The sequence below is a fragment of the Kocuria sp. TGY1127_2 genome, from assembly GCF_013394385.1.
In the GTDB taxonomy this organism is placed as follows: domain Bacteria; phylum Actinomycetota; class Actinomycetes; order Actinomycetales; family Micrococcaceae; genus Rothia.
This window is the reverse complement of the sequence record NZ_AP022834.1, coordinates 1,860,060-1,882,580: the sequence shown is the minus strand read 5'-3', so window position 1 is coordinate 1,882,580 and position 22,521 is coordinate 1,860,060. Positions and strand designations below refer to the sequence as shown.

18 protein-coding genes are annotated in these 22,521 nt (G+C 60.3%); 14 read left to right on the top strand and 4 right to left on the bottom strand.

All coding sequences use genetic code 11. The features are described 5' to 3' along the window. Positions 1-67: 67 nt before the first annotated feature. The 10 genes from sake_RS08440 to nrdR all read left to right on the top strand — a co-directional run bounded on the left by sake_RS08440 (position 68) and on the right by nrdR (position 11,250). On the top strand, positions 68-856 hold the full coding sequence (locus sake_RS08440) for a polyphenol oxidase family protein (protein WP_129360951.1): 789 nt from the start codon (positions 68-70) through the stop codon (positions 854-856). Between the two features lie 59 nt (positions 857-915). Then, entirely contained in the window at positions 916-1,728 is an 813-nt protein-coding gene (locus sake_RS08435) for a YggS family pyridoxal phosphate-dependent enzyme (protein WP_129360950.1), read from the top strand. Positions 1,729-1,838: 110 nt separating this feature from the next. Next, positions 1,839-2,552: a cell division protein SepF gene (gene sepF / locus sake_RS08430; protein WP_178945818.1), complete on the top strand. Its 714-nt coding sequence runs from the start codon at positions 1,839-1,841 to the stop codon at positions 2,550-2,552. Between the two features lie 46 nt (positions 2,553-2,598). Next, positions 2,599-2,901 (top strand): YggT family protein, encoded by a 303-nt coding sequence (locus sake_RS08425; RefSeq protein ID WP_129360948.1) that lies wholly within the window; start codon positions 2,599-2,601, stop codon positions 2,899-2,901. 228 nt (positions 2,902-3,129) lie between these two features. Beyond that, positions 3,130-3,915, top strand: coding sequence for a DivIVA domain-containing protein (locus sake_RS13535; protein ID WP_129360947.1), 786 nt, complete (start codon positions 3,130-3,132; stop codon positions 3,913-3,915). 156 nt (positions 3,916-4,071) lie between these two features. Beyond that, positions 4,072-4,626, top strand: a complete 555-nt coding sequence (gene lspA / locus sake_RS08415; protein ID WP_243155668.1) for a signal peptidase II — start codon at positions 4,072-4,074, stop codon at positions 4,624-4,626. Beyond that, positions 4,623-5,588 carry an RluA family pseudouridine synthase gene (locus sake_RS08410; protein ID WP_178945817.1) on the top strand — a complete coding sequence of 322 codons (966 nt, stop codon included), beginning with the start codon at positions 4,623-4,625 and terminating at the stop codon, positions 5,586-5,588. The genes lspA and sake_RS08410 overlap by 4 nt, the downstream gene beginning before the upstream one ends. Positions 5,589-5,666: 78 nt before the next feature. Next, complete coding sequence (gene dnaE / locus sake_RS08405) at positions 5,667-9,182, top strand: DNA polymerase III subunit alpha (protein ID WP_238147753.1); 3,516 nt, start codon at positions 5,667-5,669, stop codon at positions 9,180-9,182. A gap of 84 nt (positions 9,183-9,266) precedes the next feature. Then, positions 9,267-10,598: a histidinol dehydrogenase gene (hisD, locus tag sake_RS08400; RefSeq protein ID WP_129361033.1), complete on the top strand. Its 1,332-nt coding sequence runs from the start codon at positions 9,267-9,269 to the stop codon at positions 10,596-10,598. A 1-nt stretch (position 10,599) separates the two neighbouring features. Continuing rightward, positions 10,600-11,250 (top strand): transcriptional regulator NrdR, encoded by a 651-nt coding sequence (gene nrdR / locus sake_RS08395; RefSeq protein WP_129360943.1) that lies wholly within the window; start codon positions 10,600-10,602, stop codon positions 11,248-11,250. A 198-nt stretch (positions 11,251-11,448) separates the two neighbouring features. On the opposite strand, the gene ppgK is transcribed toward nrdR, so the two are convergent. Beyond that, on the bottom strand, positions 11,449-12,333 hold the full coding sequence (ppgK, locus tag sake_RS08390; protein WP_129360942.1) for a polyphosphate--glucose phosphotransferase: 885 nt from the start codon (positions 12,331-12,333) through the stop codon (positions 11,449-11,451). A 38-nt stretch (positions 12,334-12,371) separates the two neighbouring features. Beyond that, entirely contained in the window at positions 12,372-13,286 is a 915-nt protein-coding gene (map, locus tag sake_RS08385) for a type I methionyl aminopeptidase (protein WP_178945816.1), read from the bottom strand. A gap of 43 nt (positions 13,287-13,329) precedes the next feature. On the opposite strand from map, the gene sake_RS08380 reads away from it, so the two are divergent. Next, positions 13,330-13,542, top strand: a complete 213-nt coding sequence (locus tag sake_RS08380) for an SPOR domain-containing protein (RefSeq protein ID WP_129360940.1) — start codon at positions 13,330-13,332, stop codon at positions 13,540-13,542. A 19-nt stretch (positions 13,543-13,561) separates the two neighbouring features. On the opposite strand, the gene panB is transcribed toward sake_RS08380, so the two are convergent. Further along, the gene (panB, locus tag sake_RS08375) at positions 13,562-14,425 is read right to left on the bottom strand and encodes a 3-methyl-2-oxobutanoate hydroxymethyltransferase (protein ID WP_178945815.1); all 864 of its coding nucleotides are present in this window, start codon (positions 14,423-14,425) and stop codon (positions 13,562-13,564) included. A gap of 169 nt (positions 14,426-14,594) precedes the next feature. Here panB and glnA (sake_RS08370) point away from each other — a divergent pair, with 169 nt between their 5' ends. The 3 genes from glnA (sake_RS08370) (at position 14,595) to sake_RS08360 (ending at position 19,958) form a co-directional block, all read left to right on the top strand. Beyond that, the gene (gene glnA, locus sake_RS08370) at positions 14,595-15,935 is read left to right on the top strand and encodes a type I glutamate--ammonia ligase (protein ID WP_129360938.1); all 1,341 of its coding nucleotides are present in this window, start codon (positions 14,595-14,597) and stop codon (positions 15,933-15,935) included. Positions 15,936-15,939: 4 nt separating this feature from the next. Then, positions 15,940-19,026, top strand: a complete 3,087-nt coding sequence (locus sake_RS08365; protein WP_129360937.1) for a bifunctional [glutamine synthetase] adenylyltransferase/[glutamine synthetase]-adenylyl-L-tyrosine phosphorylase — start codon at positions 15,940-15,942, stop codon at positions 19,024-19,026. A 734-nt stretch (positions 19,027-19,760) separates the two neighbouring features. Next, positions 19,761-19,958 (top strand): hypothetical protein, encoded by a 198-nt coding sequence (locus sake_RS08360; protein WP_129360936.1) that lies wholly within the window; start codon positions 19,761-19,763, stop codon positions 19,956-19,958. A gap of 942 nt (positions 19,959-20,900) precedes the next feature. Here the strand turns inward: sake_RS08360 and glnA (sake_RS08355) are convergent. Next, positions 20,901-22,325: a type I glutamate--ammonia ligase gene (glnA, locus tag sake_RS08355; RefSeq protein WP_129360935.1), complete on the bottom strand. Its 1,425-nt coding sequence runs from the start codon at positions 22,323-22,325 to the stop codon at positions 20,901-20,903. Between the last annotated feature and the right edge of the window lie 196 nt (positions 22,326-22,521).

Genomic DNA, 22,521 nt, shown 5'->3' with positions numbered 1-22,521 from the left:
CGGGACGGTCAATTCGTCCCGTCCCGTTCTTCGTTGGTGGATCCGTCGACGGGGCCGAGGGGAACGCATGAGCAACGACCGCACTACCGAGAAGACCGAAACGGCGAAGGACCGGTTCGTGGCACCGCTTCGTCATCGTGTCCGCCTTGCCCACGGCGTCTGTGTGGGGTTCACTGGCGTCGAGGCCGGCAACCTGGGATTACATGTCCAGGGGTCCTCCGACCCGCAAGACAATCGCCGTGGCCTGGAACGGGCCATGGCGGTCCGCTCCGGCAGCTTGTTGTTCCTGGAGCAGGTCCACGGAACGCATGTGGCCCGAGCCGACGACGCGCCCGTAATACCACCCGGCCTGACTCCGCACCAAGAACGTGAGCTCGCTCCGGTGGCCGACGCGGCCGTCACGGCGACTGGCCGTCCTCTGGCGATCATGACGGCAGACTGCCTGCCCATCGTCCTGACGACCGAACATGACTCGACCTTCGGTGTCGCTCATGCCGGCCGCAAGGGGTTGTTGGCCGGCGTGCTTCCGAACGTAGTGGAGGCCCTCCACGAACTGGGCATGCGTCAGATTCACGCCTGGGTGGGCCCCGCGATTTGTGGTCGGTGTTACGAAGTCCCTCGTCAGATGCTCGAGGCTTCGGCTCCCGGGCATCCCGGCATCGCCGCAACGACGCGATGGAATACGCCGGGGCTGGACCTGCCTGCTGCGGCGCAAGCCCAGCTTGAAGGTTTGGGAGTCGAGGTGCATCGGGAAGTCCTGAACGAGTGCACTTACGAGGACGAAGGTCTGTATTCTCACCGACGCGCCCCGGGTCGAGGCCGTATCGCGGGGCTCGTCTGGACTCCCGGAACCTGAGCGAGCCGGACCCCCTCAACTATCATCGGAATTCCAGGACACGGAAGGATTCAGAGCTGATGGATAGTCTGGCGTACTCGCCCGAACGCTGTCACGAGCTAGCCGATGCATATGCTCGCGTTCAAGCTGATGTTGAAAGATTGGCCGCGGAGGCGCCCGATGATGTCCGCTCGTCCTCACGGGACGTCGAGCTCATTGTGGTGACCAAATTTTTTCCGGCATCGGATGCGGCCGCGCTCTACGACTCCGGGGTGCGCTCTTTCGGGGAGAACCGTGACCAGGAGGCCTCCGCCAAAGCTTTCGAGCTCAGCCAGTACACGTCAGAAGATCCGCCGGCTTGGCACTATATAGGGCAGTTGCAGTCCAATAAGGCCAAGTCCGTGGTCAAATATGCCTCGAGCGTGCAATCAATCGATCGGATCTCACTGGTCAACGCTTTGGGGAAGGCCTATCGCACCGCGACGGAGCGGTTCGAAGCGGAGGAAGGGCCGGCACCGGCGGCGGCCTCGCGCGGTGGCCTCGAATGTTTGGTCCAAGTGGGCCTCGACGATGCCGCAGCAACCCCGGGAGCTGCGGCTCAGGGAGCCCGTGGCGGTGCCGACCCGCAGGACCTCGAAGCAATCGCCGACCGCATTGCGGCGACCGATGGGCTCGTGCTCGGCGGCCTGATGGCCGTTGCACCACTCGGCGAGGACCCGGCGAGGGCCTTCGAGAAGCTGTGGGGGCTGAGCGTCAAACTTCGGCAGACATATCCGCAGGCGTGGAAGATCTCTTCGGGGATGAGCGCCGATATGAGCGAAGCGATACGATGGGGTTCGACCAGCGTGCGCGTCGGCAGTGCGATCATGGGTCAACGCCCGCCCCACAACTGAGTATTCACTGGATTTGGCGTGTTGCCCCCTGCAATTTCCCTTGTCGATGGGAATAATGGTCCCATTGGCGGGTAGCGCCCGTCTCAACGAACGATTCTCGAGGAGTTCACATGGCCGGAACACTGCGCCAGGCAATGGTCTTTCTGGGCCTTGCCGACGACGGGTACGAGGCTCAACCCGCGGCGCAACAGCGCCGCGCTGAGGCTGACACCGCGGCTCAGCCGCATGTCCACTACGAGGAACGCGCCCCGCGTGAGATCGACGGCGGTTCGGCTGCACTGGCTACGCGGAGCGAAGCCCCTTCTCGCCAGCGTCCGGCCGAGGATCAAGGGGTCCGGCAGGATGCTGGGTCCCGCGGTCCGCGCGAACGTGAGGTTCGACAGGAAGCCGCGACGGCGCGACGTCGTCCGGAATCCTCCGCAGCTCCGGCCCGCCGAGAACTCGAGCCCGCCAGGGACGAAGAGCCTGAAGACTACCGGGCTCCCGTCACCCCGATCAACCGTGCCGCGGCACAGACCGAAAGCGACAACGAATTGCGACGCATCACCACCATTCACCCGCGCTCCTACAACGATGCAAAGGTGATCGGAGAATCTTTCCGAAACAATATCCCCGTGATCATGAACGTCACGGACATGGATGTTGCGGAGGCCAAGCGACTGGTTGATTTCTCCTCAGGCTTGACTTTTGCCCTCAATGGGAGCATCGAGCGTGTGACAGAACAAGTTTTCCTGCTGACGCCGGCTAACCTCGAAGTACTGGCTTCCGAGGATGTGTCGTCCTCGGCTCCCGCGGTCGACGACTCGCTGTTCGACCAGAGCTGATCGTCATTCCCATCATTCCTGTCAGGCATAAGAAAGGTACGTCCAGTTGATCTCGGCCCTCGCCATCGTTGACTTCGTCTTGTATCTGGCGTTCCTGGTGCTGATGTTCAGGCTGATCCTGGACTGGGTTCAGACTTTCGCCCGCTTCTGGCGCCCCAAAGGCGTGGCCCTGATCTTCGCCTCGACCGTCTATACCGTGACGGACCCGCCGATGCGGCTCATGCGAAAGTGGATTCCGCCGTTGCGTATCGGAACCGTCTCGCTAGACATGGGCTTCCTGGTGTTGCTGGTCGCCCTGAGCATCGTGCGTGCCATCGTCGGTTCGTCTCTCGGCTCTATGCTGATGTAAGGGTGGGGCGACCACCCACCTGAATGCCATTCGATTTGGCGCTCAGCGTATATCCAGAAATTTCTCATACCCTCGCACCTGAGTCGTTAGGATGTGATCCAGGTGCGTGCCAGACATTTACGGTTTTGGCTGCAGGCACAATGAGTTATGGACGCCCTCTGTGGGGGACGTCCCGTTTAGGCGTACGGTGCGACTGCTGCCGCATCGACAAGATAAGAGGTGTATTTCATGGCATTGACCCCGGAACAGGTCATCAACAAGACCTTCCAACCCACCAAATTCCGCGAGGGGTACGACCAGGAAGAGGTGGACCTCTTCCTGGACGAGGTTGTCTCCGAGCTGCGACGCCTCAACAAGGAAAATGACGATCTCCGTCAGAAGCTCGAAGAAGCCGGCATCGACCCGGACTCCGGATCCGTCTCTTCCGCGGCCGGTTCTCAGGGCAACAAGACCTCGGCCGCCGAGACCTCCGATGCAGCCTCGGTGGCGGCCCTGAACGTCGAACCGGATTCGTCCTCCGACGTTGAACCGGAGAACCTCGATTCCGAGATCCACCCGACCAATGAACAGGTTCCGACGGCCGCCGAGAAATCGGGCTCCGACCAGCCGGGCTCGGGAACGACCGCAGCCCAGGCTTCCGCCGAGACCACCTCGGAATCCTCTGTACGGGAGAACAACGTTTCGGGCCAGTCCAACGAATCCGCGGCCTCGGCCGCAGCCGTCATCGCAATGGCTCAGCGTCTGCACGACGACTACGTGTCCCAGGGCGAGTCCGAAAAGGCGCGCCTCATCGAGGAAGGACAGACCACCGCGAACTCGCTGCTCAGCGAGGCGGAGGCCAAGCGCTCGGAGATCCTGGCTTCTCTCGAGGAATCCAAGACCAACTTGGAGACCGACGTAGAGACATTGCGCAGTTTCGAGACGAAGTACCGCCGCGAGCTCAAGTCCTACTTGGAGGGCAAGCTCACGGATTTGGAGAATTCTCCGCGCGTCGAGCCGACCCAGACCCGCTGAACCGAGGGCTTCGGCCCGCACGTGTTCTGAAGGAACGGGGTCAGCAGAATCGTTCTGCTGGCCCCGTTCGCGAATTAAATCCCGGTCGGGCCTGGGCGATCGAGGTTCCCTCCCCGCCGGGCCACCACTGAAGAATCCTGAGGAGTACCACCCATCGTGAGCGACCGAGCCGCTGTTTCCTTGTCATCCGGGCGGTTTCGCGCCCATAGGGTTCTCGGTCTCGTCCTCCTGGTGGTTCTGTATGTTCTGGATCAGATCACGAAGTACGCAGTGGTCACCCATATGACGGAGGGACAAGCTGTCCCCGTCGTGGACGGTCTACTGTGGTGGAGGTTCATACGGAACCCCGGTGCGGCTTTCTCAATGGGGGAGTCGGTGACCTGGATCTTCACGATCATCATGGCAATCGTGGCCGTGGTGATTCTCTATTATCTTCCCAAGGCCCGTACACGCGGCTGGATTCTCGGTCTTTTCGGCTTGCTGGCCGGAGTCCTCGGCAACCTCACGGATCGGCTTTTCCGGGAACCCGGCTTCGGCCGGGGGCATGTTGTCGATTTCATTTCCGTGCCCCATTACGCAATCTTCAACATCGCGGACTCGTGCATTTGCGTGAGCATCGTGGTGCTGGCGATTCTTCTGTTCCGCGGTGTTCCGTTGGAGGGCGCAACGGAATTTCGGCAAGAAGACACCGAACGGGAGGACACCGCGTGAGCGAATACATCATAGGGCAGCACGAATGGACAGTCATTGCGGACGACGCAGGGACCCGACTCGACGCTTTCCTCGCCAACCGGACGGGTCAATCTCGCTCGGCCGCAGCGACATGGTGCGCGGAGGGGTGCGTTGAGGTCACATCTCAGGGGCGGCCCATCAAGGCCGTCAAATCCTTGAGGGTTCCCGAAGGCGCGTCGATCACAGCGGACGTCCCGGACCCCAATGACAAGGTCCGTGTCGTTCCCGAGAGCGTGGACGGCTTCCGCATTGTGCACGAAGACTCGGACATCGTCGTCGTGGACAAGCCTTCCGGGGTCGCTGCGCATCCGTCGCCGGGGTGGCACGGGCCGACGGTCGTGGGCGCGCTGTCCGCGGCCGGGGTCGGCATTTCCACTTCGGGAGCTGCCGAGCGCCGGGGCATTGTGCACCGACTCGACGTCGGAACGTCCGGGCTCATGGTCGTGACCAAGAACGAGAAATCCTATTCGTCGCTCAAACGCGCGTTCAAAGAGCGGACCGTGACCAAGGTCTATCACACGATGATCCAGGGTATACCGGATCCGCTCCATGGAACTATCGATGCTCCAATCGGGAGGCACCCGGGACACGAATGGCGATTCGCCGTCGTCGAAGACGGGCGGGACTCCGTAACCCACTACGAGGTCATCGAGGCTTACGGTCCTGCGTCCCTGGCAGAGGTTCACTTGGAGACGGGCAGAACCCACCAGATCCGCGTTCATTTCTCCGCGCTCAATCACCCCTGTTGCGGGGACCTGACGTACGGTGCGGACCCCAAACTCTCCGCACGACTTGGGCTGACCCGACAATGGCTTCACGCCCATCGTTTGGGATTCGACCATCCCGGTACCGGACGTTACGTCGAGTTCGAGAGCGAATACCCGCCTGATCTGAGGTTCGCCGTCGAGTCGATGCGCAGCGGGGATGCTCTGGGCTCCTAGAAGCCCTAAAATGATGAAGTGACTTCCGCGGCTAATTCCAAAGACTTTACCCATCTCCACGTCCATACCGAGTACTCGATGCTCGACGGTGCGGCGCGATTGGATGATCTGTTCGAGCATGCCCACGAGCTGGGCATGAGCTCGATGGCCACCACGGACCACGGGTTCCTCTTCGGCGCGTTCGACTTCTGGAACAAGGCACGCAACGCGGGCATCAAACCGATTATCGGCGTAGAAGCGTATGTGACGCCTGGTACCGCCCGCCAAGATCGAACGCGTGTGAAGTTCGCCGATGGCGGTCGCAACGACGTCTCGGGCGGCGGTGCTTATACACACATGACCTTGCTCGCGGAGAACACCAAGGGCATGCACAACCTGTTCAGGGCGTCCTCGAGGGCGTCGTTGGAGGGTCAGCTCTACAAACCGCGCATGGACCGTGAGCTGCTCAACATGTACTCGGACGGTTTGATCGCGACCACGGGGTGCCCCTCGGGGGAGGTGCAGACGCGTCTTCGGCTGGGTCAGTACAACGAGGCTCGTGACGCTGCGGCCGAATTCCGCGATATCTTCGGCAAGGAGAACTACTACTGCGAGCTCATGGACCACGGCCTCGGCATCGAGAAGCAGGTTACCAGCGACCTTCTGAGGTTGGCCAAGGACCTGCAATTGCCGCTCGTGGCAACCAATGACCTCCACTACACGCACGCGGAAGACGCCAAAGCCCACGCGGCCCTTCTGTGCGTGCAATCCGGTTCAACGATTCAGGATCCCAAGCGTTTCAAATTCGACGCCGACGAGTTCTATCTGAAATCTCCCGCGGAGATGAGGGAGTTATTCCGCGACTTCCCGGAAGCATGCGACAACACCCTGGAAATCGCAGAACGCTGCAACGTCGAATTCGACACCAGTGCCAACTACATGCCGAACTTCCCGTGCCCGCCCGGGGAGAACGAGGAATCTTGGTTCGTCAAGGAGGTCGAGAACGGCCTTCACTATCGTTTTCCCAACGGCGTGCCGGACGACGTCCGCAAGCAGGCCGAATACGAGGTCGGGATCATCACCCAGATGGGGTTCCCTGGCTACTTCCTCGTCGTGGCCGACTTCATCAACTGGGCCAAGAACAACGGGATACGCGTCGGACCGGGTCGTGGCTCGGGTGCAGGTTCAATGGTCGCGTACGCGATGCGTATCACCGAGTTGAACCCGCTCGAACACGATCTCATTTTCGAGCGCTTTCTGAACCCCGATCGCGTTTCCATGCCCGACTTCGACGTCGATTTCGACGATCGTCGTCGTTCCGAAGTCATCCACTATGTGACCGAGAAGTACGGCGAGGACAAAGTCGCCCAGATCGTCACCTACGGAACCATCAAGGCCAAGCAGGCCCTCAAGGACTCTTCCCGCGTTCTGGGCTACCCCTTTTCAACGGGCGAGCGTCTGACCAAGGCGATGCCGCCGGACGTCATGGGGAAGGGCATTTCGCTTCAGGACGTCTACAACAAGGACGCCAAGCGATATGGGGAAGCCGAGGAACTGCGTGAGCTGATCGCGTCGGACGAGGACTCACGCAAGGTTTTTGAGACCGCCGAAGGCCTGGAAGGCCTGAAACGCCAGTGGGGTGTGCACGCGGCGGGCGTGATCATGTCCAGCCACAACATCATCGACATCATCCCGATCATGCGCCGTGAACAAGACGGGCAGGTCATCACCCAATTCGACTATCCGACGTGTGAAGGCCTCGGCCTGATCAAGATGGACTTCTTGGGCCTGCGCAACCTGACCATCATTTCCGACGCGATTGAAAACATCCAGTCCAACCGAGACTTCACTCTTGATCTGGAGACCCTGGAGACGGACGACGCCGAGTCCTACAAGTTGCTGGCCCGCGGGGACACTTTGGGCGTTTTCCAGCTCGACGGTGGCCCCATGCGTCAGTTGCTCAAACTCATGCAGCCGGACCACTTCGAACACATTTCCGCTGTCTTGGCTTTGTACAGGCCGGGCCCGATGGGCGCCAACTCGCACACCAACTACGCCCTCCGCAAGAACGGCCTCCAGGAAGTCACCCCGATCCACGCGGAATTGGAAGAGCCGCTCGCCGAAATCCTGGACACGACCTATGGTCTGATCGTCTACCAGGAGCAGGTCATGGCCATCGCGCAGAAGGTCGCGGGGTACTCGCTCGGTGAGGCGGATATTCTGCGCCGTGCGATGGGCAAGAAGAAGAAGGCTGAGCTGGATCGCCAGTACGTGACTTTCCACCAGGGGATGTTGGACAACGGCTATTCCGAAGCCGCGATCAAGGCGCTCTGGGACATTCTGCTGCCCTTCTCCGATTATGCGTTCAACAAGGCACACACTGCAGCCTACGGATTGGTCTCGTACTGGACGGCTTATCTCAAGGCCCATTATCCGCAGGAATACATGGCGGCACTTCTGACTTCGGTGGGCGATGACAAGGACAAACTTGCCCTGTATCTCAACGAATGCCGTCGCATGGGAATTACGGTTCTACCGCCGGACGTCAACGAGTCCGCGCTGAACTTCACGCCTGTCGGGGACGACATCCGCTTCGGCATGGGCGCTGTCCGCAACGTCGGTGCGAACGTCGTCTCTGCCTTGGTGGAAACCCGTACCGAAAAAGGCCGCTTCACGTCCTTCCACGATTTCCTCAAGAAGGTTCCGGCGGTCTGCTGCAACAAACGAACCATAGAATCGTTGATCAAGGCGGGCGCTTTCGATGACTTGGGACATCGTCGTCGAGCTTTGTCCCTGATCCACGAGGAAGCCGTGGATTCGACGGTTTCGGTCAAACGCCAGGAGGCCGCGGGACAATTCGACCTGTTTGGGGGAATCGGCGCGGAGGAAGAAGATCCGACCACTGAGCTCACGGTTGCGATTCCGGACGTCCCGGAGTGGGAACGCCGCGACAAACTCAATTTCGAGAGGGAAATGCTCGGTCTGTACGTTTCGGACCACCCTTTGCGTGGGCTCGATGACGTCCTGGGGCAGCTGTCTGATTCATCCGTGCAGTCCTTGCTGGATGAAGACGGGAAGCCGGACGGATCGATCGTCACCATCGCGGGCATGATCACCTCCGTCCAGCGCAAGGTCGCGAAGACCAGCGGCAACGCCTATGCGCGCATCGAGTTGGAGGACAGGACGGGCTCGATGGAAGTCATGTTCTTCGGAAAGGTTTATACACCGATATCCGGCGTTCTGACCGAGGACCTGATCTGCACGATCAAGGGTCGACTCCAACGCCGGGACGACGGAACCGTGACGATCAGCGCCATGGAGCTCAAGGTGCCGGACATCGATGCGGACGGGCAGAAAGGCCCGATCGTCCTGTCGCTGCCCGAACACCGTGCAACAGAGCAGAACCTGCGTGAGCTTGAATCCATCCTTTTGAACCATCGCGGCGATGCCGAGGTCCGAATCAACCTCGCGTGCCGAACCAAGGACGTCCTGATGCGTCTTTCCCCGAGGCTGCGGGTCAATCCGAACCCAGCGCTCTACGGTGATCTGAAAGTGTTGTTCGGCTCCTCGTGCCTGGAGAAGTCATCCTCGGTGGGGTCCGAAGTCGGTGTGTGACCCGGTGGAGAGGTAAGGCGGCACCGCGGGCGTTAAACTGGACTGGTGACCATTTCAGACCCGAGCCCCAGCCAGCCCTTCTCGATGCGCGTCCTCGACCTGCGCGGAAAGCAACTGAGCCATGCTCAGTTGCTTTCAGTCGTACCGCGTCAGACGAGTGAATTCGTGTCCTCGGCCGCGGACTCCGTCGCTTCGATCCTTGCCGACGTCAAGGACCGCGGCTCCGAAGCATTGCGTGAGTTGTCCGAGCGTTTCGACGGCGTCGAGCAGACGAACCTGCGTGTGCCTCAGAGTGCCATCGATCGCGCGGTCGAGGAACTGGATCCCTCGGTTCGCCGCGGACTGGAGACTGCGATCGAACGGACCCGGGTCTTCGCCGGCGCACAGCGCCCGGAGGACGCGAGTATCGAGGTCGCTCCCGGAGCTCGGCTTGTGCACCGGTGGACTCCTGTGAGACGAGTCGGTCTCTACGTTCCCGGGGGGCTGGCGGTATATCCGTCGTCTGTAGTCATGAATGCTGTGCCTGCACAAGCGGCCGGCGTCGACTCGGTGGTTCTCTGTACCCCTCCCCAGAGGGAGTTCGGCGGTTTGCCGCACCCCACAACCCTCGCTGCGGCCGGGCTCCTCGGAATCGACGAGGTGTGGGCCATTGGCGGTGCTCAGGCCCTGGGCGCCATGGCCTACGGTTTTGACGGCGAAGAAACTCTTGAACCGGTCGACACGGTCACGGGCCCCGGCAACATCTTCGTTGCCATGGCCAAACGTCAATTGCGTTCCGTCGTAGGAGTGGACGGGGAAGCGGGCACCACCGAAATTGCCGTGATCGCCGATGCGCAGGCGAACCCGGATTACGTTGCGGCCGACCTCTTGTCGCAGGCCGAACATGATCCTCACGCCGGGTCGATTCTTATCACAGACTCCCCGGAACTTGCAGATCAGACGTCCTCTGCCCTTCAAACGCGCGTGGCCAAGACCAAACACCACGACAGGGTCGTGACGGCACTGACCGGCCCGCAGTCCGGCGTGATCCTGACGGAGGACGTCGAGCAGAGCATCGACGTCGCCAATGCCTACGCGCCGGAGCACTTGGAGATTCAGACCGACCGACCAGGCGATATTGCGGCCAGAATTCGGAACGCCGGAGCGATATTCCTGGGACCATACAGCCCGGTGCCTTTGGGAGACTACGCTGCGGGCTCGAATCACGTTCTGCCGACAGGCGGCTCGGCCCGCCACAGCAGCGGATTGTGCACCACATCGTTCATGAAAGCCGTTCAGATCATCGAGTACTCCGCCGACGCCTTGGCTGAAGTAGGGGAGGACGTCGTCGCGCTCTCCGGTGCGGAGGACCTTCCCGCACACGGAGAAGCGATCACCGCCCGAATCGACGATTCCGCCTCGGAGGGGGTCTCCTAATATGCATTGTCCTTATTGCCGCCATCCGGATTCTCGAGTCGTGGACTCGCGCGTTGCCGACGACGGCTCATCGATCAGGCGCCGTCGTCAGTGCTCCTCGTGCGGCCGCAGATTCTCAACTCTCGAGACCACATCGGTCAACGTCATCAAACGTTCGGGTGCGACCGAACCGTTTAAGCGAGTCAAGATCATCTCCGGCGTCCGCAAAGCGTGTCAAGGGCGACCCGTCAGCGAGGACGACCTCGCATTGTTGGCTCAAGAGGTCGAAGAATCCATTCGTGCCCGCGGGCTTGCCGAGATCGACGCGAACGACGTCGGGCTGGCCATTCTCGATCCGTTGCAACGACTCGACGAGGTTGCCTACTTACGCTTCGCAAGCGTTTACCAGGCGTTCGATGGTCTCGAGGATTTCGAAAAGGCTATAGAAAACCTCCGTACGGGCTCGGATCCGGCGACGGCCGCATTCGAGGTCAAGAACGACCCTGAAAGCGAAACGGCCGAGAGCTCCGGGGTTCCCGAAGCTGCGGGGCCCGAACCGCACAGCAAGAGCAGAGACAAAAAATCTGGTTCTGCCCAGGCAAAGCGCAAGGCCAAAAAAGCATCCACCGCTGTTCCTGAGTCGGAAGATCCGGATCAACCAACTTTGATCTAGACCCAGCGTTCATCTTGTGATTAGATAGGAACTGGTCGCCGGTACTTGCGGAGGGGAAGCCGTCAGGTACCGGCGTTCAACTTTTAAAAACGACGACCCATCGGTTCCGTCGAGGCTACCGCCCGGACTCAGGAGTTCAGTTCCCGAGCCGGGACGGTGAAAGCCTTCGCTGCTGCTTGGAGACCATGCCCGCCGGTGTCAGCGCCGAAGATCCTGATCGTGTCGCTCACGCTCGCCGGGCTGACCTGCCGACCACAGGGCAGCGCCCACAATCCCTGCGTTATTGCGCAAGGCGGCCGGAACCATCGGCGTCTTAATGCCTTCCAGATACGGCATGAATTTCTCGGGCTTTTTCGAGACCCCGCCGCCGATGACGAAGAGGTCCGGGGAGAAGAGCGCTTCCACGCGGGAGAAATAAGTGTGGAGACGTTTTCCGTAGTCCTTCCAAGACAGGTCGTCGCGTTCCCGTGCGCGGACGGAGGCACGGGATTCGGCGTCATGCCCCTCGATTTCCAGATGGCCCAATTCGGAGTTCGGAACGAGCACACCATTGTGAATGATGGCCGACCCGATCCCCGTGCCCAGGGTGATGACCATGATCAGTCCGTTATTGTCCCGGCCTTGTCCGTAAATACCTTCGGCGAGACCGGCGGCGTCGGCGTCGTTGACCGCGTACACCGTGCGGCCCACCTGTTCTTCGGCTAGTTTCTTCAGTTCCGCGCCGATCCACGACTTGTCCACGTTGGCGGCCGACCACGTCACACCGTTTTTGACGATGGCCGGAAAGTCGATACCAATCGCGCTGCCCTCTTCCGGGGCAACGTCCCTGCTCTGAAGCTCCTCAACGATCTGTCGAACCACGGGCAGAACCTTTTCCGGTGTAGCGGGGCTCGGCGTATCGATGCGGAATCGCTCGCTGACGAGGGAACCATTGCGCAGGTCCACTATGCCGCCCTTGATTCCGGTGCCTCCGATGTCGACGCCGATCACCAACTCGTGCGGTTTGGGCTCGGGGAGGTCTTGGGACGCGCTGAGGTCCTGCTGCACAGCGACGTCGGGACGATCCGGTGAGGTATGAGGCATGGATTCTCCTGCGGGGTTTTGCTGGATAATGGTGTGGGCTACGGGAGGGTCAGAACGTCGACGCCGTCGGCGGTGACCACCATGGTGTGTTCGAATTGTGCGCTTCGTTTGCGGTCTTTGGTGACGACGGTCCAGTCGTCATCCCACATCTGCCAGTCGATGGTTCCGAGATTGAGCATGGGCTCGATCGTGAACACCATGCCTTCCTCGATCACGGTGTTGTAGGCCGGTGCGGCATCGTAATGGGGGACGATCAAACCGGAGTGGAATTCGCGTCCCACCCCGTGACCAGTGAAGTCGCGGACCACGCCGTAACCGAAACGCGATGCGTACTTCTCGATCACCCGACCGATGACGTTTAGCTCGCGTCCCGGTTTGACGGCCTTCATTGCACGGTTCAGCGATTCTTCGGTGCGCTCGACCAGCAGACGAGATTCTTCATCCACGTCTCCGACCAGCAGTGTCCGGTTGGTATCCCCGTGCATGCCGTTCTTATATGCGGTGACATCAAGGTTGATGATGTCGCCCTCTTCCAGAACTGTGGAGTCAGGGATGCCGTGGCAGATGACTTCGTTCAAGGACGTGCACACGGACTTCCAGAAATTCCGGTAGCCCAGAGTCGAGGGGTAAGCGCCGTGGTCGCACATGTACTCGTGGACGATGCGGTCGATGTCGTCGGTGGTACGCCCCGGAACGCAATACTCTTCGGCAACGACAATCGAGCCCGCCGCGATCTTCCCGGACTCGCGGATCAGTTCAACTTCTTCAGGGGTGTACAGATCCGATCCGTTGCCCTCATCCGCGGTCGCCTTGCCGACGTATTCGGGGCGCTCGATGGAGGCCGGAACTTTGCGAGTGGGACCGATGGCGCCCGGAGTCAGGCTGCCCAAGGGAGCGCCGCCGTGTTCGGCAGGAATGTTGTGGGATGTCGTGGAAGCATTGGTACGGGACATATAGTCAACTCTAGAACACGATCGACGACGAGGAGGTCACCCCATGGGTACCAACGGAAGTGCGCACGTCCCGGAAGACCAACAATTTTGGTTCAACACGTATACGCATACGGTCGAACAAGGCGCCCAATCGGACTATCGGCAACTTCTCGGGCCGTACAGCTCCCGCGAGGAAGCGCAAAACGCCTTGAACATAGCTCAAGAACGCAATGAAAAATGGGACGAAGACGACGCACGATGGAAGGGCGAAGCCTGATCAGACAGTGATCAAGCGATCAGTCCTCGAAGACGTGCTCGGGAGCAGGGAAACTGCCGTCGAGCACGTCTTTTCTGTATGCACCTGCCGCATCGGCGATCACGGATCGCAGGTCTGCATACTTTTTGACGAACCGAGGTACTTTTCCGCCGGTGAGCCCCATCATGTCCTGCCATACCAGGACCTGTCCGGTCGTGGATCCTCCCGCGCCGATCCCTACGGTCGGGACATCGACCCCGTCCACGACCGCTTCAACAGCCGGGCTGGCCGTCATCTCGATGAGAACCGCAAAAGCACCGGCCTCGGCGAGCGCCCGAGCATCCACGAGGAGCCGCTCGGCGGCGTCGTCCCGGCCCTGCACACGAAAGCCTCCCAAAGTGTTGGTCGCTTGCGGGGTGAAACCGATGTGAGCCATGACGGGGATTCCTGCCTGGACCATGGCTTCGACGTGTTCGGCGTAGTAGGCGCTGCCTTCCATCTTGACGGCGTGAGCGCCGCCTTCCTTCATGAGTCGGACCGAGCTGGCGATGGCCTGGGCAGGGGACTGTTCGTAGCTTCCGAACGGCAAGTCGACGATGACCATTGCTCGGTTCGCGGCACTTGAGACGGCTCGGGTTAACGGAATCAATTCGTCCAACGTCACGGGAACGGTCGACTCGTAACCGTAGACGGTGTTGCCCGCCGAATCCCCAATGAGCAGAACCTCGATTCCGGCTTCGTCGAAGACCGCCGCGGTCAAGGCGTCATAACAGGTCAACATCGAGAATCGTTGCCCTCGGTCTCTACAGCGCTGCAGATGAGTGGTTCTCACGCGTCGAACCGAGCTGAGCCAGTCGTCGGCGTCGGAATGTGTGTGGTCAGTGTCCTGGAGGTACGAAGCCATGCCGATCAGTCTACGCGCGGTCTCCTCCAACGATGTGGCAGTTTTGCAGAGTTGAAGGGTCCTTTACGGCGCATTCGTGCCGTTTCGCGAATTGGTCGAGGTGCGCATGCCCTCGGGATAGAGTTGGCCTAGGTTAGCCAGCGCGGCACGTCGACCATGGAGGAGTGTCATGGACCGTCAGCAGGAATTCGTTCTTCGCACCATCGAGGAAAGAGATGTGCGCTTCGTTCGCATGTGGTTCACCGACGTCGTCGGTACCCTCAAATCCGTGGCGCTCGCGCCCGCCGAGGTCGAGACGGTATTCGAGGAGGGGCTCGGCTTCGATGGCTCATCCATCGAAGGCCTGTCTCGGGTCCACGAATCCGACATGCTCCTTCAACCGGATCCCTCGACATTCCAACTTCTTCCGTGGCGTGGGGAGACCGAACCGACGTCGCGCATGTTCTGCGACATCCTGACCCCGGACGGCGAGCCCTCATCCGCAGACTCGCGCGGTGTGCTCAAGCGAATCCTGTCCAAAGCCGGCGACATGGGATTCACCTGCTACACGTCGCCCGAAATCGAGTTCTATCTCCTGAAGTCCCAGGAGCTCAGTGCAGAAGGCACCCCCGTTCCCGTTGACCGGGAAGGCTACTTCGACCACGTGTACGGAGGAGTCGTCCAGGATTTCCGACGTCGAGCCGTCACGATGCTCGAGGCGGTTGGCATCTCGGTTGAATTCAGCCACCATGAAGGTGGACCGGGACAGAACGAAATCGATCTGCGGCACGCCGACGCATTGCAAACCGCGGACAACATCATGACTTTCCGTTCGGTCATCAAGGAAGTCGCGTTCTCGCAGGGCATCTATGCGACTTTCATGCCCAAACCGTTTACGGAATTCCCCGGCTCCGGTATGCACACGCATTTCTCTCTCTTCGAAGGTGACACCAACGCCTTCTTCGAAGCCGGGGCCGAGTACCAGCTCTCCCAGACTGCACGGCACTTCATCGCGGGTGTGCTGCGGCACGCCCCGGAATTCACGTCCGTGACCAACCAATTTGTGAATTCCTACAAGCGTCTGTGGGGTGGAGGAGAAGCTCCAAGCTATCTCTCTTGGGGTCACAACAACCGATCCGCGCTGGTGCGCGTGCCGCTGTACAAGCCCAACAAGATGCAGTCGGCCCGTATCGAATACCGGGGTATCGACTCGGCCGTCAACCCATACCTGGGTTACGCGGTGATCCTTGCCGCGGGACTCAAAGGGATAGAGAACGAATACGAGTTGTCCGAGGCCGAGGCCGAGGACGTCGCATCCATGAGTGCAGCCGAAAGGCGCAGCTTGGGGCACAGCCCCCTCCCGTCTTCCCTGCACGATGCGATCCGCCAGACCGAAGAGTCGGAATTCATGGCAGAGACCCTAGGGGAGCAGGTATTCAATCAGTTCTTGCGCAACAAGCAGGACGACTGGACGGCTTATCGCATGGAAGTGACCCCGTACGAACTGAAGTACAACCTGGGCCTTCTGTAGCACCATGGGCGAGCAGGAAAGGCCCCGGGAAGGCGCCGGTCACAAGGCCAAGCGGCGACTGGCGGCGGTCGGATTCAATGATTTGAGCGGCGCCAACCGTTGGCTGGATTCGGATGAACTGAGAGACGTCGACAAAGCCAAGCTGCTCGAGGGCCTGGCGCTCAGCCCTTCCCCGGACATGGCCCTCAAGGCGGTCGTACGCATGTTGACCGATACCCCGGAGCTGAGTCGACACATCGCCCGCGGCCAGGAGGCAGCGGGCCTGTTCCGGGTGCTCGGTGCATCCGAGGCACTCGGTGAGTTCCTCATGCGTCACCCTGAGCATCTCAGCATCTTCGACGAGGCCCCTCGGCCTTTGCCTGACGTCGGTGTCTCGGATCTGAACGAACGTTACCGCCGTGTGATGCTTGAGGCCGTCGGTGCAGCCCCCGAATCCGAGCAACCCGTCGCACGAATAACCGGCGAAGATGCGAAGCTCGCCGTCAGAACAACGTATCGCGAGTATTTGACTCGAATAGCGCTTGCGGATCTCACCTCAGAGGACCCTATAGAGGACATGCCCAAGGTCGGCGCCGCGCTCGCGGATCTGGCGGGTGCAGCTCTCGAAGGGGCTTTGGCCGTCGCCAGGGCCGAGATCTCCGAGAACGAACCCGCCGTGGCCTCCGTGGATCTGACCATTATTGCGATGGGAAAGTGCGGAGCTCGCGAGCTCAATTACATTTCCGACGTCGACGTCGTTTACGCGGTAGGACCCTCCTCGGCCGATGTCCGCGGCGACCTCGAGGAACCCGATGAGGAGGCCATGGGCCGGATTGGCACCGAACTGGTCAAGGCCCTGACGAAAGTGGTTTACGGGGTTGGTCCCGAGCCAGGCCTCTGGGAGGTCGATGCAAACCTCCGTCCGGAAGGTAAAGACGGTCCATTGGTCAGGAGCATTGATTCACACCGAAGGTATTACGACCGTTGGGCCGAGAACTGGGAATTCCAGGCATTGCTCAAGGCACGCCCCGTCGCAGGTTCTCAGCGCCTGGGTGAAGAGTACGTGCGCGCCATTGCGCCGTTCGTGTGGGAAGCCTCTGGTCGAGAGAATTTTGTGGATTCCGTTCAGTCCATGCGTCGTCGAGTGACCGACAATATACCGTCGGAAGAGCGCGAGCGACAGATCAAACTGGGGCCTGGCGGGTTGAGGGACGTGGAGTTCACGGTCCAGCTTCTGCAACTGGTTCACGGCCGGACGGACGAAAGCGTCCGGATGCGATCGACCACGGCGGCGCTTTCCGCGTTGCGCGACCGGTCGTATGTGGGACGCGACGCCTCGGGGAGTCTGGACCACGAATATCGGTGGCAGCGCACACTCGAGCACCGTATCCAATTGCTCCATCTGCGGCGTACGCACCTCATGCCGGTTAAGGAAGCCGAACAGGCGGCCGTCGCCAGGGGAATGCGCGGGAACTCCGATCGGACTCGGTTCACCCCCGATGATCTGCTCAAACAACGGAAACGATCGCAGCGTACGGTGCGCGGACTCCACGAACGTCTCTTCTTCCGTCCGCTGCTTGCGGCGGTTTCCAAGTTGTCCGTCGATGAGGTCGCTCTGACGCCGGAAGCGGCCCAAGATCGGCTGTCAGCTTTGGGTTATCTGGACCCGCGTGGAGCCATGCGCCATATTGAAGCCCTGACAAAGGGCCTCTCACGCCGGGCCGAAATCCAGCGGACCATTCTGCCGGTGCTTCTCGGTTGGTTCGCCCGCGGCGTCGACCCCGACGCCGGATTGCTGGGGTTCCGCCGAGTCTCCGAGTCCCTTGGTCAAACGCAGTGGTACTTGCGCATGCTGCGCGATTCGCCCGCGGCCGCTGAGCGCCTGTGCGCGGTTTTGTCGAGTTCTCGGTTCATCACGGACCTTCTGGAAGACGAACCGGAATCGATTTCGTGGCTGGACCGGGACGAAAGGCTGCGGCCTGAGCCTTTCGAGAATTTGTGGTCCGAAATCCGTTCGAAAATTTCACGCCACCCGGACGCAATGTCAGCGATCCGGATGATTCGGCTTATTCGCCGCCGCGAGATCCTTCGTATCGCCCTGGGGGAAGCGGTTGGCGTGACCGATTTGAATGACGTGATGGAAGGGCTGGCTCACGCGGATCAAGCGACCATTTTGGGGGCCCTCCACACCGCGGAACGCGAGTTGTATCAGGAGAAGGGCGAGGAGGTCCTGACCGATGTTGCCGTGATCGGGATGGGGCGCCAAGGTGGCGCGGAGATCGGGTACGGCTCCGATGCCGACGTCATGTATGTGCACCAACCGCGGAGCGGCGCTGATCACGGCAAGGCCGTTGCGCAGGCCAACACCCTGATCAATCGGATGACCCAGTTGCTGAAGATCCCCATGAAGCCCGCGATACGTGCCGAGAAGACTCTGGAAATTGATGCCGATCTTCGACCCGAGGGCAAATCCGGGCCTATGGTTCGTACCTTGGATTCATTCGCGGAGTATTACGAGCGTTGGGCTGATACCTGGGAGTACCAAGCATTGCTCCGTGCACGGCCTCTGGCCGGTTCCGCTGAAGTGGCCGAGAAATTCATCCGACTCGTCGATCCTTATCGTTACCCGAAGAATGTTTCGGAGGATCAAATCCGTCAAATACAGCGTTTGAAGGCGCGGGTGGAGGCCGAGAGGATGCCCCGAGGCGCCGATCCTGCGCGTCAGGTCAAACTCGGTCGTGGCGGGCTCAGCGACGTCGAATGGCTGACGCAACTGATTCAGCTCGAGCACGCTCACGAGAATCCGGGGCTCAAGACCACGAGCACCCTGCGAGCTCTGGAAGAGGCCGTCAAGTTGGAGATCGTCGCTGCCGAAGACGCCGCGATCCTTGAATCGGCATGGAGGTTGGCGACGCGTATCCGCGGGGGCAACGTTCTACGGAATGGTCGTGCCTCTGATTCGTTGCCGTCTTCACGGAAGGACCTTGAAGCGATCGCCCGGTGGAGCGGATACGAACCGGGTAGCGCCGCGATCCTGGAGGAAGACTACCTGCGACTCACACGACGCGCCCGGTCGATCTTCGAGACGTTGTTCTACGGGCATCTGGAATAGTCGGTCACGGTGTGGGGCTCGGTGAGGTTCGGTCCGAAAAGTGCGAATCGGCGCCCAGGACCGTAACTTTTCGGCCATTCGGATCCGCTTCCTCCGTCATGTCAATGACGTAGTCCAGGTTGCGCTCGGTATCAACCTGCACATCCCTCTGGCCTGTGTGGAATGTCTAGCCGACCGAGGTGAATTCATTGCTTCAGATCCGACCGGGTTCGAACGATGGCGACCTCGGGCTTGCGAACCGCTCGTCGAGTTGCCGTATGCCTCCCAGGGTCGATGTGGTCGATCAGAAATGGGTATTTGGTCCGCCCGAGCGGGGGAGGCGTCGCGGATAGGAGGCTAGAAATTGCCGGGACGAAAGACGTTAAAATGGAAATCGTCCCCGAATTGGATCTTCGTAAGTGCGAGATGTTCAATGAAGAGTCCTTGATGTTTATACAGTATGGGAGGCGGCCCGGGATAAATCCCGATATCGCCGTCCACTAAGAACGTGCGAGGTGCTGCTATCACTAGGCGTATCTCGGGCCCATATAAATACTTGACGCTGAACCTCGTGCTGTCGCCTGCCTGCTTTCCGGTGTAACCGGTCGAGTGCGGGGGCAATCGTTACAATTTCGGTCGAAAAATAGGGCCGGAAGTCGACGGAAATATGCCCTTATCAAACGCATGCCATGCTCTGTCACACCTGGGGTTGGTGATCTCTGGCACTTCCGTCCATGTCAGCGCATACTGGTCCTATGAAACGCAAAATTCTGGTTTTCGTGGCCCTCGCGATCACGATCCTCTATGGCGCCAGCTTTAGTGTCTTGCAGCCGGATGTGCCCAAGGGATATGCACCGATTGGTGGTGCGGTGGTTGCCTTGATGTGGATCGCCGTCGGCATGTTCGGTCATGCCCGAGATCGGCGTTCCGAAAGCTCGGAAAAAGGGCACTGAGGCGGAGCCCCTTCGTTGGGCAAACGTGAGGCAGGGGAGTCACCTGCCTCCCGCTGCTTGCGGGTTCGGCGGACTGACTTGCCCTTACGCTCGGTCTGCCACTGCATGCGTTGAGCGGTCCAGAATCTTAATTTATCCGCTCCGGGGTGGGACGTTGTCCGCCCGGTATCGGGGTCGGCGAGTTCGGTGCCAAGGCGGGGTGGTGGTCCATGTGAACTGCTCCTCGACGGTAGATGCGACTAAGCCAGTTTTTCGGTCTAATCTTCGTGGATCGGTCTGAATTTCTATCGGTTGGCGGGGTGCTTCTGTGGTTTTCCTCAAGCCGTCACGGCGAGTTTCCTCGGGTGTTTTCCGGTTCCCTTCCTTGGTCGAGGGCCGAGGTCGCAGTTTTGTGCTCGCCTCGGGCAAGTTAGGGCCGCGGAAGTACGGATGTGCCACCTCGCGGAGGCCGTCGACGCCGTGCCCCTTGCTGGGTGCTGTTGGGCGGGGTTACCTGATCGAGCGGCGTTTCCCTGCCTTAGGGGGCACTCCCTAAGGCAGGGAAACGGCAACGAATCGGGTAACCACCACCCAACGCTGGGTGACGCGGGGACGCAGAGTATGAGGTTTTCGTGGGCCAGGCGCCGTGCGAGGCAGAATAGAGGCAGCCTTGTAGCCCCCGTCCTGACCCTTCTGGAAACCTGAGCAGCCTATCGGCCGAATCTCATTCGACTTATTGATGGGAACTCTGGAAGTGATGATCTGCTGGAAGGTGAGCGTTATAGCTCCTACCGCCTTTTGCCGGGCGTATACGGATACTCGCTCGTCGATGATGGTGAGGGTATCAGGCCGGAAGCCGGCGCGGTGACGGACTAGCGTACACGTGGGGAATATACACAAAATCGGGGGGTAGCGCATAATGCGCTACCCCCGAAATTGCAGGCATGCAAGCCTGAATGGAGATTAGACTCCGTAGTAGAGCTGGAACTCCAACGGGTGCGGAACCAGTGAGAGCGGCTCCAACTCGTTCTCGCGCTTGTAGTCGATCCACGTCTGGATCAGGTCTTCGGTGAAGACATCCCCTGCCAGCAAGAATTCGTGATCCTGCTCCAGAGCTTCAAGAGCCTCATCGAGGCTAGCGGGCGCCGTCTTGATGTCCTTGGCTTCCTCCGGGGGCAGCTCGTAGAGGTCTTTGTCGATCGGCTCCGGGGGCTCGATGCGGTTACGAATACCGTCCAGGCCGGCCATGAGCTGAGCGGCGAACGCCAGGTACGGGTTGCACGAGGGATCGGGCGCCCGGAATTCGAGTCGCTTCGCCTTGGGGTTGGACCCGGTGATCGGGATACGGATGCCGGCAGAGCGGTTACCCTGCGAGTACACCATGTTGACAGGGGCTTCGTAGCCCTTCACCAAGCGCTTGTAGGAGTTGACCGTCGGGTTGGTGAATGCCAAAACCGAAGAAGAGTGCTCCAGCAATCCGCCGATGTACCAGCGGGCAACATCAGAAAGGTTCGCATAACCGCGCTCATCGAAGAACAACGGCTCACCACCCTTCCACAGCGACTGGTGACAATGCATACCCGAGCCGTTGTCGCCGAAGACCGGCTTCGGCATGAAGGTCGCCGATTTGCCGAAGGCATCTGCGACGTTCTTGACAATGTACTTGAACTTCAGGAGATCATCGGCGGCGAGCGTCATAGTGTTGTACTTGTAGTTGATTTCGGCCTGGCCGGGAGCGCCAACCTCATGGTGCGCGCGCTCAACTTCCAAACCGACCTCGTCCAAAGTCACCGAAATGGCGTCTCGCAGGTCGGCCTGCTTGTCCTGAGGAGCAACGGGAAAATACCCGCCCTTGGTCAAGGTCTTGTTGCCGAGGTTTCCGTCTTCTTCCTTGCGGCCCGAATTCCAGGGGGCCTCGTCGGAATCCACACGGTAAAAAGTGTGCTCGGGGGAGACCTGGTAGCGGACGTCCTCGAAGATGAAGAACTCGGCCTCGGAAGCGAAATTCGCGATATCAGCGATGCCGGTGGAATTGAGGTACGCTTCTGCACGCTCTGCGACGCCGCGGGGATCGCGGTGGTAAGGATCGCCGGTGCGAGGGTTGACGATCGAGCAGGTCAGGACCAGGGTTTTCTCCACGCGGAAGGGATCCACGAAAGCCGACTTGGGGTCGGGGATGAGCTGCATATCGGATTCAGCAATTCCCTGGAAACCTCGAATAGACGACCCATCGAAGAGCTGCCCGTTGACGAAGAAATCATCGTCGATGGATTTTGCCGGGAGGTTGAAGTGCTGCTGAACACCGGGAAGGTCGGTGAACCGGATGTCGATGAAGACGACGTCCTCTTCCTGAATATAGTCCAGCACTTCCTGGGCATTTTCGAACATGGTCGGAGTTCTCCTTAGATTGCTCAACGCGATCACACCGGCCGTTCCCTCCTCAGGAACGCCCTTGTGCTTTCTGCTGCTTACGGTAGGCTCGCGACATTGCCCAGCTGTATCTGACATGTTTCAGCTATGTAACAGACCCAGTCAATGGCGATCCAAACCGAAACGGCGTGACTGCTTGTTCAACCATAACCCG

What these genes read in the sequence shown, in the direction of transcription:
- sake_RS08440 (WP_129360951.1), top strand. Translation starts at nt 68, where the DNA reads ATGAGCAACGACCGCACTACCGAGAAGACCGAAACGGCGAAGGACCGG.
- sake_RS08435 (WP_129360950.1), top strand. Translation starts at nt 916, where the DNA reads ATGGATAGTCTGGCGTACTCGCCCGAACGCTGTCACGAGCTAGCCGAT.
- sepF (WP_178945818.1), top strand. Translation starts at nt 1,839, where the DNA reads ATGGCCGGAACACTGCGCCAGGCAATGGTCTTTCTGGGCCTTGCCGAC.
- sake_RS13535 (WP_129360947.1), top strand. Translation starts at nt 3,130, where the DNA reads ATGGCATTGACCCCGGAACAGGTCATCAACAAGACCTTCCAACCCACC.
- dnaE (WP_238147753.1), top strand. Translation starts at nt 5,667, where the DNA reads ATGCTCGACGGTGCGGCGCGATTGGATGATCTGTTCGAGCATGCCCAC.
- hisD (WP_129361033.1), top strand. Translation starts at nt 9,267, where the DNA reads ATGCGCGTCCTCGACCTGCGCGGAAAGCAACTGAGCCATGCTCAGTTG.
- nrdR (WP_129360943.1), top strand. Translation starts at nt 10,600, where the DNA reads ATGCATTGTCCTTATTGCCGCCATCCGGATTCTCGAGTCGTGGACTCG.
- ppgK (WP_129360942.1), bottom strand. Translation starts at nt 12,333, where the DNA reads ATGCCTCATACCTCACCGGATCGTCCCGACGTCGCTGTGCAGCAGGAC.
- map (WP_178945816.1), bottom strand. Translation starts at nt 13,286, where the DNA reads ATGTCCCGTACCAATGCTTCCACGACATCCCACAACATTCCTGCCGAA.
- sake_RS08380 (WP_129360940.1), top strand. Translation starts at nt 13,330, where the DNA reads ATGGGTACCAACGGAAGTGCGCACGTCCCGGAAGACCAACAATTTTGG.
- panB (WP_178945815.1), bottom strand. Translation starts at nt 14,425, where the DNA reads ATGGCTTCGTACCTCCAGGACACTGACCACACACATTCCGACGCCGAC.
- glnA (WP_129360938.1), top strand. Translation starts at nt 14,595, where the DNA reads ATGGACCGTCAGCAGGAATTCGTTCTTCGCACCATCGAGGAAAGAGAT.
- sake_RS08365 (WP_129360937.1), top strand. Translation starts at nt 15,940, where the DNA reads ATGGGCGAGCAGGAAAGGCCCCGGGAAGGCGCCGGTCACAAGGCCAAG.
- sake_RS08360 (WP_129360936.1), top strand. Translation starts at nt 19,761, where the DNA reads ATGAAACGCAAAATTCTGGTTTTCGTGGCCCTCGCGATCACGATCCTC.
- glnA (WP_129360935.1), bottom strand. Translation starts at nt 22,325, where the DNA reads ATGTTCGAAAATGCCCAGGAAGTGCTGGACTATATTCAGGAAGAGGAC.